Below are 16,498 nucleotides of genomic sequence, written 5' to 3'. Positions count from 1 at the left end.
TACGTCCCCCGCAACCCCTCCGGCACCCCCGGATGACGCCGCGTCAACCCCCGCACATGCGCCTCGTAGATCACGGAGTCGTGATACGAGTGGCCGGGTGACCGGTCGTCGCCCCAGTCGAAGGCGGGGTTGACCACGACCGAGAGCATGGTGTGGCCGAGGCTGTCGTCGGTGTTGACACCGTTCGGATCATCGAACGGGTAGCCGAAAAGCGACTCGTGGCCGTCGGCCTGGCCGTCGACGGCCTTGGCGTACGGGTCCAGCAGCAGCTTCGCCGGATTGCACCGGTGCCCCCGCGCCGGATCGTACGGACCGTGCACCCGGAAGCCGTACCGCTGCCCCGGACCCACCCCCGGCAGATACGCGTGCCAGATGAATCCGTCGACCTCGGTGAGCGCCACCCGCTGTTCGCGGCCGGCCTCGTCGATCAGCGCGAGTTCGACCCTTTCGGCCACCTCCGAGAACAGCGCGAAATTCGTTCCCGCGCCGTCGTAGGTGGCCCCCAATGGAAAGGGACGGCCGTTCCACTTCTGCATCCTCTGCCCCCTCAGCACCTTCCGGCCAGGCACTCCCGGCGGACGTATCCGCTCGTCTGCCCCGTGGGGCCGACAACATGACGGTGACTGTGCCATGTGTCAGGACGAGCGATCACCGATGTCCGCCAGATGATCGATTCCGGTCCACCGCGCGGCGGCCGGTGGTCGAAGGCGGGCCGAGGTGGACCAGGTCCGGGCGGTTGCGGGCAGTGCGCACTGCCGGGGGCCGTTCGGGGGCATCGTCGGTCCCCGTCGCAGCGCCGTGGAAAGGGCTCGCGTGATACGCAGACTTCGCAGCAGGCCGGCCGGCGCCGGGCCGGAGCCGGGCAGGCCCCCGGCCGAGGACCGCGGGGAGCGGGCCGGGGTGTGGCGCCGGGCCGAGGAGTTCCTGCGGCTCTTCCACCAGGAGGAGCCGTCGGCGGGCTCCGTCGTCCGCAGGCTCGGCATGGTGGAGGCCCAGGTGGCCGCGACCGGCACCTACCGGCACACCGCGCAGGAGCTGGCCTTCGGCGCCCGGGTCGCCTGGCGCAACAGCAACCGCTGCATCGGCCGGCTGTACTGGCGCTCGCTCCAGGTCCGGGATCTGCGGCACGTCCGCGACGCGGCCGGGATCGCCGAGGAGTGCGCCAACCATCTGCGGATCGCCACCAACGGCGGCCGGGTCCGTCCGCTCATCTCGGTGTTCGCGCCGGACACACCCGAGCGGCCCGGCCCGCTGATCCGCAGCGACCAGCTGGTCCGCTACGCCGGCCACCGTGACCCCGGCGGCGGGGTAATCGGCGATCCGCGCAACGCCGTGCTCACCGATCTGGCCCTGCGGCTGGGATGGACGGCCGGCCGGCGCACGCCGTTCGACGTGCTGCCGCTGATCGTCGAGGACGGCGGCGGGCCGCGCGTGTTCCCGCTGCCGCCGGACGCCGTGCTGGAGGTGCCGATCGACCATCCGGACCGGGTGTGGAGCAAGCGGTGGGGGCTGCGCTGGCACGCGGTGCCCGCGGTCTCCGACATGTGCCTGGAGATCGGCGGGATCCGCTATCCGGCGGCGCCCTTCAACGGCTGGTACATGGGCACCGAGATCGGGGCGCGCAACCTGGCCGACACCGACCGGTACGACCTGCTGCCGAGGGTGGCGGACAGTCTGGGCCTGGACACCGGCACCGAGCGGTCGCTGTGGCGGGACCGGGCGCTGGTGGAACTCAACCGGGCGGTGCTGCACTCCTTCGACCGGGCCGGGGTGACCATCACCGACCACCACAGCGAGTCCCGGCGGTTCCTGCAGCACCTGGCCCGGGAGGAGCGCAAGGGCCGGGGGGTCTCCGCCGACTGGTCGTGGATCGTGCCGCCGATGTCGGGCGCGGCGACCCCGGTCTTCCATCGCACCTACGACACGACGGAGCGCTCCCCGGCGTTCGTCCGGCAGGGCGGGGCGGCCGGCTGACCGTGCCCGACGGGGCGGGCGATCGCACCGGGGGGTACTAGCCGGTGGGGCCGGGGCGGCGCAGGGTCAGCCGCAGGGTGCAGGCCGGCTCGGCGGTCCGGAAGTCCCAGCCGGCGGCCGTCACCAGGTGGTCGGGGCCGTCGCGCAGCCAGTCGGCGGCGGCCTGGAAGACGGCGGCCGGATCGTTCCCGGCCAGGGCCAGCACGCCGTCGTCCTCCACCGCGACCCACAGGTCCACATGGTTGTTCACGAATGATCCGGCCCGGTCCCGCAGCTCGTCCGCCAGGGGCGGGGTCTCGTCGGCGATGGTCATGGTGCGCCCCTCGTTCGTCATCCGCGGCGTCCGTCAGATCCGCTGTCCGACGGTGCTTCTTCCCCCATCGTCACCCGGCACGCCGGCCGGGGCCGGGAGACCGGCCGGTATCCGCTCGAGTACGCCACCGGCGAACACGTCGTACAGCGGCAGCGATTCCAGGTGGACATAGCCGATGTGGCAGTCGCACACCGCGAGCGGGCAGGGCCGGGGCGCCAGCGACGCGCGGTAGGAGCCGTCGTAGAGGTTGCCGAGTTCGGTGCGCACGAAGTGGCAGCGGCGTACGGTGCCGTCGCCGTCCACCGAGAGCACGGACGCGCCGGTGCGGCAGGGCAGGCCCGCCGAGGGGTGCGGGTGCCTGCTGTAGGCGAAGAGCGGGTCGAGTGCCTGCCAGGGGGCGGCCTCGGTGTCGGTGTAGGTGTGGCCCTCGGCGGCGTTCACCCAGAGGTAGACGTGGGCGGGGAGGTCGGCGCGCAGCCGGCGGGCGTCGTCGAGGTGCTCGGGCAGGCCGACCACGCCGACACTGAAGCGGACGCCGAGACTGGTGAGTTCGCGGGTCTTGGCCAGGAAGCGGTCGTACGGTGTCTGGCCGGGGTGGTAGGTGCACCACAGCGCGACGGTGTCCGGGTCGGCGGCGGCGAGCCAGTCGGTGCGGCAGCTGAGATTGGTCTGGATGGCGACCCGGTCGATGTGCGGCTGGTGGGACAGCTCCACGATCGCCCGGCGGTACCAGGAGCGGACCAGTCCCTCGCCCCAGGGAGTGAACAGCACCGACAGCCGGTCGTCCTGCTGGCGCGCCGCCCAGCCGGAGAAGCGGTCGAGGGCGGCGCGGTCGGCGCGGAGCTGGCCGGGGGTGTCGCGGCGCTTGGCGAAGGGGCAGTACGGACAGTCGTAGTCGCAGGAGGCGAGCGGTCCGCGGTAGAGCAGCGTGAGGTCCACCGGGGGTCACCTCGTCTCGTACGCGGCCATGGCGGCCCGTACCGGCGGCGAGAAGAGGGCCGGGCCGACGGCGTCGGAGTGGGCGAGGCCTTCGGGTGACAGGCGCAGCAGGCCCGGCGGCGCGTGGGGGTCGAGCCAGCCGCGTTCGGCGAAGCCGGCCAGTTCGGCGGGGAAGTCGGTGTGCGGGTCGGTGCCGAAGCGGTGCCGGTAGTCGGCCACCGGGAGCCCGGCGGCCTGGAGCAGCGACTGGAGCAGGTGGCGGCGGCGTGCCTCGTCGGTGTCGACGGGCCGGCCGTGCCGGGCGACGGTGAAGTCCCGCGTGGCCGTGTAGTCGTCGATGATCGTACGGATGCGGTGCATGTCGACGGCGTAGTCGAAGGAGTAGTGCAGGGCCGAGGTGTAGGAGCGGGCGCCGCAGCCGAGGCCGATCATGCCGTCGGTCTGGCAGGCGTGGTCGTCGGGACCCTGGGCGGGCGCGCCGGGCCGGCGGAACATACGCATCGACACCTGTTCGTAGCCGCTGTCCAGGAGGTGGTCGCGGCCCTGCCGGTACAGCCGCAGCCGCTGTGCGTCCCAGGCCGGGTCCGGGCCGGCGGCGCGGCGGGCCAGGCCGGTGAGCGGGCGGACGTACAGCGGGTAGAGGTAGAGCTCCTCCGGTCGCCAGGCCAGGGCCGCGTCCAGCGAGGTGCGCCAGCTGGCGGGGGTCTGGCCGTCGATGCCGTAGATGAGGTCGATGTTCAGCACCGGCACGGCGGTGTCGCGGATGCGGGCCAGGGCGGCCTCGACGTCGGCGCGGCGCTGCGGGCGCACCGCCGCCCGGGCTTCGTCGTCCACGAAGCTCTGCACGCCGAGACTGAGCCGGGTGGCGCCGCGCCCGGCGAGGACGGCCAGCCGGTCGGCGGTGGCCGTGGCGGGCGAGGTCTCGACGGACAGGGCGATGGAGTGCAGGTCGGCGCCCATGCGCTGCTCGGCGATGTCGCAGAGCCGGTCGAGCTCTCCCGGGTCGAGGAAGGTCGGGGTGCCGCCGCCGAAGGCCGCCGTGGCGAACCGGACGGGGGTGTCCTCGCCGAGCGCGTCGCGGACTGCGGTGGCCTGCCGTTCGAGCGCGTCGAGATAGCGGGTGGCGAGTTCGCCGGGGGCGCCGATCCGGGTGAAGAGGTTGCAGAAGCCGCAGCGGACCTCGCAGAACGGTATGTGGAGGTAGAGGGAGAGCGCGTCCTTGGGTTCGGCGCGCCACAGGTCGCGCAGGGCCGGGCGGCCGGGCAGCGGGCGGTAGGAGGTCTTGTGGGGGTAGGCGTAGACGTAGGACTCGTAGGGGCGGACGGGCGAGGCAGGGGTGGGGACAGCGGCGGGGCCGGCGGCGGCCGGAACGGTGCGGGCGGTCATCGGGACGGCTCCAGGGGCTCCAGGAAGAAGTGGGCGTAGGGGACGGTCCAGACGGTTTCGTGGCCGAGGCGGTGGCCTGTGTAGCCGTCCTCCCCGTAGGCGGTGCCGTGGTCGGAGCAGACGATCGCGAAGCAGCGGCGGCGGGAGCGCATCGCGTCGAGGAGCCGTCCGATGTGCCGGTCCACGTATTCGAGGGCGGCCCGGTGGGTGGCGCGGGTGTCGCCGGCTTCCGGGGTGGCGCCGGGCAGGTGGAACCAGTTGGGCTGGTGCAGCGCGGAGACATTGAGGAAGAGGAACAACCGCCGCTCCTCGGGGAGTTCGGCGACGGACCGCTCGGCGCGGGCCACCTGCGCCTCGAAGGAGGTGGCCGAGGCGACTCCGAACTCCGGCTCCCAGTGGCTCTCCTGGAAGAGGCCGGGCAGCACGCCGCCGAGGGCGCCGCGCTTGTTGAAGAAGCCGACGCCGCCGACGCAGACGGTGTGGTAGCCCGCCGCGGCGAGGCCGGACACCAGGTCGGGCGTGTCGAAGACGAAGGTGCCGGCCTCGGTGGTCTCGCTGCCGGCGAACCGGGCGGCGAACAGCCGCGGGTGCGGTCCGGGAGCGGCCGGGGTGGGCAGGAATCCGGCGAACATCGCCTGGTGGGAGGCATAGGTGAAGCTCCCGGGGGCGTGCCGCTCCTCCCAGGCCCCGCCGGGCAGATGGCGGGCGAGGTTGGGGAGGCGGCCGGCGGCGGCGAGTTCGGCCGCGACGTCGTACCGCAGCGTGTCGAGGACGAGCAGCAGCAGGTCGTCGCGGCCGACGACCTCGTTCATGTCGGGCGCCGACGGGGCTCGGCCGCTGCCGGTGCGACCGGCCGGCGGCGGCCCGGCGGCGGAGCGGGACGCGTCAGACGGCTGCACGGCGGGTCCTCGCGGGGTGGGGCGGGAGCGGGTCGTACGACACGCGGGGATACAGGGCGGCCAGTTGCGTCCGGTAGGTGTCCATGCCCTCGGCGCCGCTGCCGGGCAGGCCGGTGAGGCGGGGCAGCAGGTCGCCGAAGGCGTTGACCTCGCCGACCGCGAAGCGCTGCCAGCCGATCGCGGGCAGCAGGTCGACGCCGACGCACAGGGTGCCGGGAAAGCAGGCGGCGGCGCGTTCGCACATCCGCAGGGCCTCGGTCCACTGGGGTCCGGCGGCCTCGACGGCGGCGGCGAGGTCGCCGCGGGCTCCGCCGAGGTGGAGATTGGTCAGCGGCGACCGGCTGGTGCGGACCACGGCGTGGGTGGCGCGCCCGGCGATGACGACGACCCGCAGATCCGCGGTCCGTCCGCCCAGCGACGCCTTGGGCAGCCAGCGTTCGATGTGCAGTCCGTCGGGTGCCAGGGCGTCGACGATGGCGGCGATCTCCGCTTCGCCGGTGTAGCGCCGGACGCGCAGCGAGTTGTGCAGGCGGCCGTCCTCGCTCTCGACGGAGGTGGTGGCCTGCACCCGGCCGCGGCCGGAGGTCTCCAGGGCGAGCACGCCGGAGGCGGACGAGCCGTGGGCGGGCTTGACGAAGGCGCGCGGCATGCGGTGCCGGCGCAGCAGGTCCCTCAGCTCGGCCCAGTCGCGCACCGGCACCACGGCGCCGGAGGTCGGGGAGTCCGGCACGGCCACCCTCGCTTCGGCCAGGACCCGGTGGCAGTGCCGCTTGTCGAAGAGGACGGCCAGCTCGTCGGGGTCGTCGAGGCGTACGCCGCCGCGCAGGGTGCGCACGGCGGCGGTGAAGCGGGCGTACCAAAGGGCGCTGCCCTCGACTCGGGTGGGGTCGTCTGCGTCGCGCAGCAGCCGGTCGACGTCGGCGTTCTCACCCGGTGAGTCGAGCCGTACGGTCTCGTCGGCGTCGAAGGCCGCGCCGCCGTCGCGCAGCACCGTCAGCCAGGGCACCACGCGGGGCGCGGGCAGCCCGGCCTCGGCGGCGGCCGCCGTGTGGAATCGCACCCGGCGGTTCTCCGGGTTGCCGACGACGGCCAGCCTGGGGGCCGGGTGGTCCTCGGCGTACGGCGTGCGGTGGGCCATGTCTCCCCCTTCAGTGTGTGTTCCGCCTGGTGGCGGGTCGCCGGCGCGGCGCGGCGCGGGTGCCGGGCCGCTGGTGTGTCGGGCCGGCCGGCCGCTGAGCGGGCCGGCCCCCGGCCGTCGCCTACTCACCGACGGCGACGAACCGCCAGACGGTGCCGTCGTGGTCCAGGTGGCCCTCGTCCGCGTCGTCCGCGTCGACGTCGAGCAGGACACCGGCGGGCTCCAGCGCTTCCCGGAGCCGCTCCCTGAGGGCGTCGCTGAGGTAGTTGTAGTGCAGGTCGAGTTTCTTGAGGTGGGTGAGGGGCTGTCCGCCGAGCAGCGCGGTGGCCCCGTTGTCGGAGAGCACGCCCATGGACAGGTCGAGGGTCTCCAGCCGGGCGACGACCGGGGCGGCGGCGAGGGCGGCGGCTATCTCGTCCTGCAGCTGGCTGTTGCGCAGGGCCAGTGACCGCAGCGCGGGCAGCCGGGTGCCGGCGAGGAAGGGCGCCAGGTCGGCGATGTCGCTGTCGCCGCCGTACTCGGAGGTGCCGAGCCACAGGTCGAGGTGCTCCAGCGCGGGGAAATCGCCGGCCGCCACGCCCTGGACGGCCCGCTTCGGCAGGCCGCCGGTCTCGACGGTGAGGGAGCGCAGCTTCTCGTGGCGGATCGCGGGGAAGACCAGGCCGGTGCCGCCGCGCACGCCGAAGGTCTCCAGCAGCGGGAAGGCGTTGAGGAACTCGCTGACGTCGCCCTGCGTGATCCAGGAGATCTCGCACTCCTCCATGACCATGTCGCCTATGAAGAGCGCGCGCAAGGCGGGCAGCCGGTCCCGCGCGGCGAGCAGCGCGGCGGCCACCTCGTCCGGGCCTCCCTCGAACGGGTCGGACCAGGCGCCGACGATCAGGGCGCGGACCCGGGTGATGTCGACGGCCTCGGTGAAGCGGGCGAAGGCCTCCTCCCAGACCACGTCGTCACCGTACGACGAGCCCGCGATCCGCCAGGCGACGGCGTCGGCCTCCGGCAGCTCCGTCCGCCCGGCCTCGGAGGAGACGAAGTCGAAGGCCGGCAGCCCGTCCAGCTCCCGCAGATGATGCCCGATGGTCATGTCCGCCTGCTCCTGACGCCTCGAAGTGCCGCGCGGGTCCGCTGTGTACCCGGTCCGCGTGTGTGGGTCGGTCGGCCGTGGCCGATGTGTGAGCAAGTTCTACCAAGGATCACCGACAACGCCGGTCCCGGGCTGTGGATGAGCGGCGCCGAGCCGGTCCTGAGCCGGTCCTGAGGCATTGTCAGACCCTCGTTCTACGGTCGTTGTCGACGGCGGCGCGCTGGGCGCCGCGGGGAGGGAGAGCCGTGTACCGGCAGGGGGACGTGCTGATCGTGCCGACCGAGGAGTCGGAGCTGGACCCGCGCATCGCGGACGTGCCGCGGGAGCCGCGGGACGCGCGGGGCCGGCTGGTGCTGGCGCTCGGCGAAGTGACCGGGCACGCGCACGCGGTGGTCGGACCGGGCAGTCTGCTGCGTGAGGCCGGCCCGCTCGGTCCGACGCTGCTGCATCTGCCGGACGGCGGCCGGGTGGTGCACGAGGAGCACGCCGCGATATCGCTGCCCAAGGGGTGGTACCGGGTGGTGCGGCAGCGCGAGTACGTGCCCGGTTCGGTGCGCCTGGTCGCCGACTGACCACTGGGCCGCCGGACATGACGGCGCGAAAGCGGGCGGTGCGGTGCTGCTGCGCCGGTGGCGGGTGGAGAAGGTGACGATCGGGACGGCCCTGGCCGTCCCTCGCGGGAGGGAAGATCGTGTACGACGAGGGGAACAGCGTGGCCGTGGTGGAGCGGTGGCGCGTGGCGGCCGCCGCGACCGGGGCGGCCGACCGGAGCGCGGCCGAGGCCGGGGTGCGGCTGGCCTACCGGCTGGCCGGACTGCCGGAGCCGGAGACCGTCCGGTGGGCGGCCTCACCGCTGGAGGCGGTGCGGATGCTCACGGCGGAGCCGGCCGCGAGCCGGGGCCGCTCGGTCCGCGACGCGGTGCGCAACCGCCCGTGGGCGGCCGAGCGGGAGCGGCTGCACACGCTGCTCGGCCCGGCGGGCTGGACCGAGCGGTGGAACGCCACCGGGGCCCGGCTGTGGGACACCACGCAAGCACTGGTGGGCCGGATACGCGCCGGGGTCGTCGAGGAGTTCGCCGCCGACTCCGAACGGCGGTCCGCCGCCGGGCTGGCGCTGCTGGACGCGGTGCTGGGGCAGCAGGACGCGGCGTGGTTGTGCGCGTTCGACACCGGGGCCGGCGGCCCGCTGGACGGTCTGGCCGCCGTGGCCGCGTCGGCCGGCTGGTGGTGGCCGTTCGAGCGGGCGGCGGTGGTCTGCGAGCGGCCGGTGGAGCTGCACCGGGACGAGGCAGGCCGGCTCGACCGGTCGGACGGCCCGGCGCTGGCCTTTCCCGACGGGTTCGCGCTCCACGCCTGGCGCGGGATGCCGGTCCCGGCCGCGTTCCTGCGGGAGCTGGCGTTCCTGACGCCCGAGCGGATCCGCGCCGAGGACAACGCGGAGCTGCGCCGGGTGATGCTGGAGCACTACGGCTACGACCGCTATCTGGACGAGTCCGGCGCGGTGCCGGTGCACAAGGACGAGACCGGTGTGCTGTGGCGGATATCCCTGACCGGTGACGAGGACGTGGTGATGGTGGAGGTGGTCAACTCCACCCCGGAGCCGGACGGCACCAGCCGTACGTACTGGCTGCGGGTGCCGCCCGGGACTCGGACCGCGAAGGAGGGGGTGGCCTGGACGTTCGGCGTGTCCGCCGAGGCGTACGAGCCGCTGCGGCAGACCTGAGGACAGCGCGGCAAGGGGGCTCCGGGGCGGATCGGGGCAGGCCGCTCGCGTCAGTCGGGCGGCGCCGGCGGGTGGCCGGCCGCCACCTCGGCTCCGCCGGGAGCGTCGCCGGCTTCCTGGACGCCGCGGTCCGCCGGGCCGTCGCCCTTGCGCGGGGGCGGCGGGTCGAAGGAGACCCGGACCCGCTCGAAGCCCTTGAAGGTCTCGGTCATGGCGTAGGAGGTGTACGCCCGCTGGTCGGCCTGGCTGAGCTCGACCTTGTCGGTGAAGAGGGTGGGCAGGCTGCGCGGCCACAGCCGGTGCACGCGGACCGAGGTGGTCTCCGCGGCCAGGACGAAGATCAGGGCGCCCAGGTAGATCCAGGTGATGAGGCCGAGGACGATGCCGAACAGTCCGTAGGTCGCGGTGGCGCCGCGCAGTTGGTGCCGTACGTAGTAGGTGCCGCCCCACTGGACGCCCTGCCAGAGCACCGCCGCGCCGGCCGCCGCACCGGCCAGGTGGCGCAGTCGCACGCTGCGGTCGGTGAAGAAGCGGTAGGCGAACAGCAGCAGGCCGATGTTGACCGCGACGGCGGCGACGCTGGCCGCGGCGCGCACCGCCACGCCGAGGTGCGCGCCGAGGAACCGCTCGTCGGAGGCCAGCACGGTCAGGCCGGTGGTGGCGAGCAGTCCGATGCCGAAGCCGCCCAGCACCAGCAGGCTCCGCAGCCGCGCCCGCAGCGGGTCGGGCCGGGCGTGCCGGGGCACCGCCCAGATCTTCGACAGGGCGTTCTGGGCGGCCTGGGCCACGCCGAGCGCCCCGTACAGGCCGCCGGCCGCGCCCGCGGCCACGGCCAGCGGGTTGCCGTGGAAGGAGCGGATGTTCTCGCCGATCTGGTCGCCGATCACCGGGAACTGGTGCAGCGCCGAGTCGACCACCTGCTGTTGCAGGTGCGGGTCGTTGTGCAGCACGAAGCCGAGCACCGAGACCAGCAGCAGGAGCAGCGGGAAGACCGACAGGAATCCGTAGTAGGCGATGAGCGCGGCGAGGTAGCCGCCCTGGTCCTCCACGAACTTGTAGACGACCGCGATCGGTACGCCCACCCATCCGTGACGCTGCTGATAGGCGTCGAACCGCTGGACCGCCCGCAAGGCCACCACCGCCTCTCCGCGTGGGCCGCCCCGGACGTCGTCCGGAGGCCGGCTCCTCGCCGGAGTCCTTCCCCCGGACGGGCCGGTCAGACCCGTCCGGGGTGAGCGGGTGATGATCGCGCGGTGTCCCCGGCCCCGCGGGGCACCTCCGGCACCGCCCGCACCGCTACGACCGCTCGCCGTGGAGTGCCGCCTCCGCCTGCTTGAGCGCCGCCGGGTGGCCGAAGAGCCCGGGCAGGCCGCCGGAGTGCAGCAGCACCGTGCGCTCCCCCGCCACGATGCCGCCGTCGCGTACCGCCGCCGCCAGGCCGGCCAGGGCGCGGCCGGTGTACACCGGGTCGAGCAGCAGGCCCTCGGTGCGCGCGGCCAGCAGCAGGGCGTCCATGACCGGGCCGGTGAGCCGGCTGTAGCCGTCGCCGACCTGGTCCCGGCGCAGGCGCAGGTCCTCGGGCGGGCAGGGCTGACCGGAAACGCCGGCGGCGAAGCGGGACACCGTCCGGGCCGGGTCGCGTACGGCGCCGCAGTCCACCCCGAGGACCCGCTCGGCGCCGAGTTCGGCGACGAGTCCGGCCATCGTGCCGCCGGAGCCGACGGCGGTCACCACGGTCCGCAGCTCGGGCAGCTGGGTGCGCAGTTCCCGTCCGCATTCGGCGTAGCCGCGAGCGCCGGACACGCTGGACCCGCCGAAGGGGATCAGCGCGGGGACGCCGCCGCGCCGCCGCACCTGCTCGGCGAGTTCCGAGGCCTTGGACACGAGTTCGGGGCCGGGGATGTCGCCGGCCCAGACCACGGTGGCGCCGAGCAGTCCGTCGAGCGCGAGATTGCCGGTCGCCTCGGACTGCGGGGTGCCGGCCAGCACCAGCACCACGTCGACGCCGAGTCGCGCGCCGGCCGCCGCGGTCAGCCGGGCATGGTTGCTCTGCGCCGCGCCCGTGGTGACGAGCACGGTGGCGCCCTCGGCCAGCGCCTGCCCGCAGGTCCATTCGAGCTTGCGGACCTTGTTCCCGCCGCCGCCCAGGCCGGTGAGGTCGTCCCGCTTGATCCACAGGTCGTCTGCGCCCAGGCCGAGGGCCCGGGCGAGCCTCGGCGCGGGCTCCACCGGGGTCGGCCAGCATCCCAGGGGCACCCGCCGGTCGGTACCGGTCCGCCTCATCGTCCACCTCCGCCAGTCACGTCGGCACAGCGTACGGTGCTAAGCGGGGTCCGGCGGGAGAGTGATGGTGAACTCGTCCTCGACCGGAGGGTCGAGTTCCTGTTCGCGCATCCCGGTGGCGGCGAAGCACCGCACCCGGACGCTGCCCGGGCTGACGTCCAGGCGCAGGAAGCTCTTGAAGAACGGCGGGTTGAAGGTGGCCGACCCCGGTGACAGCACCTTGGTGTAGGTCTTGCGCACCGGCAGCCGCAGCCGGGCCTTGTGGTGCGGGCTGCGCGCCACGCCCAGCGCGCCGGCCACGAACCTGGTCCGCAGCGTGACCGGGGCCTCGGTGGGCCGGACCGGCGTGACGCCGAGCCGGTGGGCGATGACCGCGGAGGCCTGCTCGGGGGTGAGCTCGAACAGCCGCCGCATCCGGAGCCTGCGGGCGTAGAGCCGGCTGTAGAAGGCCAGCGAGTCGCCGCGCATCGGGTAGCAGCGGAAGTCCTCCTCGACGACGCCGCCGACCGCGACCCGCGGGATGATGTGGGTGGCGTGCATGAAGGCGCCGCCACCGCCGGTGACGACGTATTCGATGCGGCGGCCGTCGACGTCGACCGGGTAGTGCTGGTAGTTGTGGATGTCGCCGCCGATGGCGGCGACGAAGTTGTTGGCCGGGTCGCGGACGACGTCGTCCACCGTGCCGCCGCCCCCTATGGCGCACGGATGGTGCTCGCCGTCCACATAGATCGGTGAGCCGGTCACCAGGATCTTGGGCCTCGGTCCCCGGGAGACGCGGCGCAGCCATTCGCCCTGCTGCTGGTCGATGTCGCCGAGCAGCCCGGTGTCTATGCCTATGATCCGCAGCGGCCCGGTGTCCATCGCCCAGTAGGGACCGGGCAGTTCGGCGGCCTGGCTGGGCGCGGAGCGCATCAGGCGGGCCCGGTCGAGGAGCGCGTCGTCGGGGGTGTCGGGGCTCTTCCACAGCAGCGAGCGCCACCAGCCGCGCGAAAGGGGCGCCGGGCGGGGGGACTCGGGCAGTTGCGGGGCCCGGCAGAAGACCCGCATGAAGCCGGTGAGCCCGTCGTACCAGTCGTGGTTGCCGGGGACGGGGTAGATCGGGGCGTCGTAGTCCCGGTACGGGCGGAAGAACTTGGGCCCGTACTCGTTGGCGCTGCCCACCGGGTAGAGGACGTCGCTGGACAGCAGCGCGAACCGGGTGTCGCCGGCGGCCTTCAGCATCCCCGGCACCACGGCGTACTGGGGGTCGTCGCCCTCGCCGGTGTCCGCGATGAGCAGGAAGGAGTAGGAGGCCGGGTCGTCGCGCCGGATCAGCAGGTCCGGGTCGGCGCCGCGGTCCAGTTGCGCCCGTACCCAGCGCTGCCGGTCGGTGCCGGTGGGGTCGCCGAACAGCGAGGCCAGCGGGCCGTTGCGGGCCCTCCAGAGCGTCGCGGGATTCAGCCAGAACACCCGGGGGACGTCCTTGGGCATCAACTCCCGGTAGGAACCGGGCTGTTGGCTGCGCCATCCGGCGCCGGCCGCGGAATCACGCGATGAATCGGGCACCGCCGCACTGTAACAAGCCGGGCCCGGCCCATGGCGTGCGGCGGGCGCCGCCGGTGCCCGTCTGCTACGAGAGGTCCGGCGGCGGTCCCCCGGAGACCTTCTCGGGGGACGCTGCCGGAGGGCGCCGCCGGGGGTCGCTCCCCCGCGCCGTGCGGAGCCGGGGAACGGGAAGGCGCTCCGCCGATGCGGGAAGTACGCCCGCCGGGCCATACGATCCCGCCATGCGTGATGTCAGCAGGGGCCTGCGGCTGCTGTTCGAGGGCCAGCGATGGGCGATACGGCACGGACGGGACTGGCGCTTCGGGATGATCCCGGCGCTGATCACCTTGGTGGGCTACGCCGCCGCGCTCGTCGCGCTGGCGCTGTGGGCCGACGACTTGACGAAGTGGGCCACTCCTTTCGCCGACCACTGGGCCTCGGCTTGGGCGGGGGCCTTCCGGGCACTGCTCACCGCTGTGCTGTTCGGCGGCGGGCTGCTGCTGGCGCTGATCTCCTTCACCGCGGTGACGCTCCTGGTCGGCCAGCCCTTCTACGAGACGATCGCCGAGCGGGTCGACCGCGCCGAGGGCGGCGCTCCGGAAGGGCCGGACCGGTCGCTGTGGCGGGAGTTGTGGACCTCGGCGCGGGACAGCGTGCGGGTGCTGGTGCGGGTGGTGGCCTTCGGCGTGGTGCTGTTCGCGGCCGGTTTCATCCCGGTGGTGGGGCAGACGGTGGTGCCGGTGGTCGGTTTCTGCGTCTCGGCGTTCTTCTTGACGCTGGAGCTGGCCGGGGTGGCGCTGCAGCGCCGCGAGATACCGCTGCGCGCCCAACTGCGCCTCTTCCGGGGACGGCTGGGACTGGTGCTGGGCTTCGGCGCACCGCTGCTGCTGGCGTTCGCGGTGCCGGTGGTGGCGGTGCCGCTGATGCCGGGCGCGGTGGCGGGCGCGACGCTGCTGGCCCGCGAGCTGGCGCCGGCCCCGCCCGGACGGCCGGACGGCCGGGAACCGGTGGGGGCCGGCGAGCCGCCGAAGAGGTGAGAGCAGGCGGGTCGCGACCCCGTAGCTGAGGGTTCGCGGCCCGCCTGCCCGCCTTTCGAGCGGGCTACCCCGGGGCCTCCCCCGAGCCTTCGCCCGGGCCCTGTCCGGAGGTCCGGAGGTCCGGAGTCCCGGCGGAATCCCTCGCGGAGGACCCGCTCAGGGTTCGAGCCAGCGCATGCCGGGCGTGCCGCGCTGGGCCCGCCGCCACATCTCCAGGGCGTCCGCGCCGGCCGCCAGCACCTCCGGCTCCTCCGCGTCGTCGAAGGCGTCGGAGGTGTCGAAGGCGTCGAGTTGCTGCCGGCCCTCGGCTCCCGCGGCGTCCCGGCCGTGCGGGACGACGGCCGCGGGCAGCAACTGGCCCTGGACCAGCTCCTGGTAGACCGTGCTGTCGGCGAGCAGCTCCTGATGGGTGCCGCTGCCGGCCACCCGGCCGCCCGCCAGCACGATGATCTTGTCCGCCTCCACCACGGTGGACAGCCGGTGGGCGACCGTCACCACGGTGCACCGCGGTCCGGCCGCGTTGCGCACGGTGTCGCGCATCGCCAGTTCGTTCAGCGCGTCCAGTTGCGAGGTCGCCTCGTCCAGCAGCAGTACCCGCGGCTGCCCGAGCAGGGCGCGGGCGATGGCGATGCGCTGCCGTTCGCCGCCGGACATCAGCACGCCGGCGTCGCCGACGTCGGTGTCCAGGCCGTCCGGCAGCCGCCGCACCAGTCCGGTCAGGCCGACCTGGGCGACCACCGCGTCGACCGCTTCGTCGGAGGCGTCGGGGCAGGCGTAGCGGATGTTGGCGCCCACCGTGCCGGCCAGCACCGGGGTCTCCTGCTCCACATAGGCGATCATCCGGCGCAGTTCGTTCAGCGGCATCTCGGTGACGTCCCGCCCGTCGATCAGCACCCGGCCGGCGTCGGCCTCGTAGAACCGCTCCACGAGGGCGAGCAGCGTCGACTTGCCGGCGCCCGAGGGGCCGACCACCGCGGTGTGGCTGCCCGGGGTGACCCGGAAGCTCACCTCGTCCAGGATGCGCCGGTCGGAGTAGCCGAACTCGACGCCCTCGAAGGTGATCTCGGCCGCGCCGCCGGGCGCCGCGTGCGCGACCGTCTCCAACTCCTGGGCCGGGCCGGCGAAGACGGGTTCCAGTTCAAGGTTGAGGATCTCGTTGACCCGGTTGAAGGAGACCAGCCCGCGTTGCAGGTCGGACATCAGCTGGCCGACGCTCACCAGCGGTACGGCCAGCGTGGTCAGGTACAGCAGGTACGAGATGAGCTGGGAGATCGTCAGATGGCCGGCCGCGACCTGCGCGCCGCCGAGGCCGAGCACCACGAGGAAGGAGCCGTGGACGCCCAAGGTGATGGCCGGGGTGATCTGCGACTGGATCCGGGACAGCTTCAGGCCGCCGCTGTACGCGCCGGCCGCCTGCTCCTCGATCTCGCGCAGTTCGCGTTCCTCGGCGCGGCTGGCCTTGACGGTACGGATCGCGCGCAGCGAGCGGTCCAGGACCGCGATCAGGCGGCCGACGCTCGCCTGGGTCTGCAGGGCGGCCGGCTTGACCCTGGGCAGCACGGTGAAGACCGCGCCGAAGCTGACCGCCATCGTCGCCACGGTCACGCCCAGCAGCATCAGGTCGATCCTGGCCATCAGCACCAGCGACGCGATCAGGGTGATGGCACCGGTGACCGCGGTGACCGGACCGGTGGTGACGATGGAGCGCACCATCATGGTGTCGCCGCTGGCCCGGGAGAGCAGGTCGCCGGACCGCCGCCGGTCGTGCTCGGCGATCCGCAGATACAGCAGATGCGCCCCGAGTCGCACCCGCAGGTCCCGGACCACCGCCTCACCGGTGCGGCTGAGCACGAAGCCGCCGATCCCGGACAGCACCGCGCCGACCACGAAGATCAGCACGAGCAGGGCGACGATGCGGACGATGGAGTGGCGGCCGATGACCGCGTCGAGCAGATGACCGGTGACGATCGGCTGGGCCAGGGTGGCCGCGTCGGCCACCAGGATCAGCAGGAACGCCACAAGGAGCGCGGCCCGGCGCTCCGCGGCGAAGCGGGCCAGGCCGCGCAGGCCCGGCGGGTAGGTGGGCCGGCCGGACTGTCCGCCCGCCGTCGTGGACGCACCCATGAGCTGCCATCCTTTCCCGTCGGCGTCGAGCGGGCGCCGGGCACCGACGATGAGCACGAGATGCCGCGGGGGCG

At 73.9% G+C, this 16,498-nt stretch carries 14 protein-coding genes and 1 pseudogene; 4 read left to right on the top strand and 11 right to left on the bottom strand.

Going from position 1 to position 16,498, the window contains the following annotated elements:
- Positions 1-536: pseudogene (locus ACFO3J_RS10275) on the bottom strand (glycogen debranching enzyme); the annotation flags it as partial.
- Positions 537-813: 277 nt separating this feature from the next.
- Here ACFO3J_RS10275 and ACFO3J_RS10270 point away from each other — a divergent pair.
- Positions 814-1,974, top strand: coding sequence for a nitric oxide synthase oxygenase (locus ACFO3J_RS10270; protein ID WP_386428279.1), 1,161 nt, complete (start codon positions 814-816; stop codon positions 1,972-1,974).
- A gap of 37 nt (positions 1,975-2,011) precedes the next feature.
- On the opposite strand, the gene ACFO3J_RS10265 is transcribed toward ACFO3J_RS10270, so the two are convergent.
- From ACFO3J_RS10265 to ACFO3J_RS10240, 6 genes are all read right to left on the bottom strand, one after another.
- On the bottom strand, positions 2,012-2,308 hold the full coding sequence (locus ACFO3J_RS10265; RefSeq protein ID WP_386428278.1) for a hypothetical protein: 297 nt from the start codon (positions 2,306-2,308) through the stop codon (positions 2,012-2,014).
- Between the two features lie 12 nt (positions 2,309-2,320).
- Positions 2,321-3,226, bottom strand: coding sequence for an STM4011 family radical SAM protein (locus tag ACFO3J_RS10260; RefSeq protein WP_386428277.1), 906 nt, complete (start codon positions 3,224-3,226; stop codon positions 2,321-2,323).
- Between the two features lie 6 nt (positions 3,227-3,232).
- On the bottom strand, positions 3,233-4,612 hold the full coding sequence (locus ACFO3J_RS10255) for an STM4012 family radical SAM protein (RefSeq protein ID WP_386428275.1): 1,380 nt from the start codon (positions 4,610-4,612) through the stop codon (positions 3,233-3,235).
- Positions 4,609-5,424, bottom strand: a complete 816-nt coding sequence (locus ACFO3J_RS10250; RefSeq protein ID WP_386428318.1) for an STM4013/SEN3800 family hydrolase — start codon at positions 5,422-5,424, stop codon at positions 4,609-4,611. Before ACFO3J_RS10250 ends, ACFO3J_RS10255 begins: the two co-directional genes overlap by 4 nt.
- 73 nt (positions 5,425-5,497) lie before the next feature.
- The gene (locus tag ACFO3J_RS10245; protein WP_386428274.1) at positions 5,498-6,649 is read right to left on the bottom strand and encodes an STM4014 family protein; all 1,152 of its coding nucleotides are present in this window, start codon (positions 6,647-6,649) and stop codon (positions 5,498-5,500) included.
- Between the two features lie 121 nt (positions 6,650-6,770).
- The gene (locus ACFO3J_RS10240) at positions 6,771-7,733 is read right to left on the bottom strand and encodes an STM4015 family protein (protein WP_386428272.1); all 963 of its coding nucleotides are present in this window, start codon (positions 7,731-7,733) and stop codon (positions 6,771-6,773) included.
- A 245-nt stretch (positions 7,734-7,978) separates the two neighbouring features.
- Between ACFO3J_RS10240 and ACFO3J_RS10235 the strand changes: the two genes are divergently transcribed.
- Positions 7,979-8,305, top strand: a complete 327-nt coding sequence (locus tag ACFO3J_RS10235; protein ID WP_386428270.1) for a hypothetical protein — start codon at positions 7,979-7,981, stop codon at positions 8,303-8,305.
- Positions 8,306-8,445: 140 nt separating this feature from the next.
- Positions 8,446-9,456: a DUF6745 domain-containing protein gene (locus ACFO3J_RS10230; protein ID WP_386428317.1), complete on the top strand. Its 1,011-nt coding sequence runs from the start codon at positions 8,446-8,448 to the stop codon at positions 9,454-9,456.
- A gap of 50 nt (positions 9,457-9,506) precedes the next feature.
- Here ACFO3J_RS10230 and ACFO3J_RS10225 read toward each other — a convergent pair whose 3' ends face one another.
- From ACFO3J_RS10225 to ACFO3J_RS10215, 3 genes are all read right to left on the bottom strand, one after another.
- On the bottom strand, positions 9,507-10,595 hold the full coding sequence (locus tag ACFO3J_RS10225) for a YihY/virulence factor BrkB family protein (protein WP_386428268.1): 1,089 nt from the start codon (positions 10,593-10,595) through the stop codon (positions 9,507-9,509).
- Between the two features lie 157 nt (positions 10,596-10,752).
- Entirely contained in the window at positions 10,753-11,739 is a 987-nt protein-coding gene (locus ACFO3J_RS10220; RefSeq protein ID WP_386428265.1) for a pyridoxal-phosphate dependent enzyme, read from the bottom strand.
- A 39-nt stretch (positions 11,740-11,778) separates the two neighbouring features.
- Complete coding sequence (locus ACFO3J_RS10215) at positions 11,779-13,284, bottom strand: metallophosphoesterase family protein (protein ID WP_386428263.1); 1,506 nt, start codon at positions 13,282-13,284, stop codon at positions 11,779-11,781.
- Positions 13,285-13,505: 221 nt separating this feature from the next.
- Between ACFO3J_RS10215 and ACFO3J_RS10210 the strand changes: the two genes are divergently transcribed.
- A complete protein-coding gene (locus ACFO3J_RS10210) occupies positions 13,506-14,300 on the top strand; it encodes an EI24 domain-containing protein (protein WP_386428261.1) in 795 nt (264 codons plus the stop codon).
- Between the two features lie 156 nt (positions 14,301-14,456).
- Here ACFO3J_RS10210 and ACFO3J_RS10205 read toward each other — a convergent pair whose 3' ends face one another.
- Positions 14,457-16,424, bottom strand: coding sequence for an ABC transporter ATP-binding protein (locus ACFO3J_RS10205; protein WP_386428259.1), 1,968 nt, complete (start codon positions 16,422-16,424; stop codon positions 14,457-14,459).
- Between the last annotated feature and the right edge of the window lie 74 nt (positions 16,425-16,498).

The organism is Streptomyces polygonati (assembly GCF_042650325.1).
Lineage (GTDB): Bacteria > Actinomycetota > Actinomycetes > Streptomycetales > Streptomycetaceae > Actinacidiphila > Actinacidiphila polygonati.
Note: the sequence above shows the minus strand (reverse complement) of the source record. Positions and strands in the feature narration are given on the sequence as shown.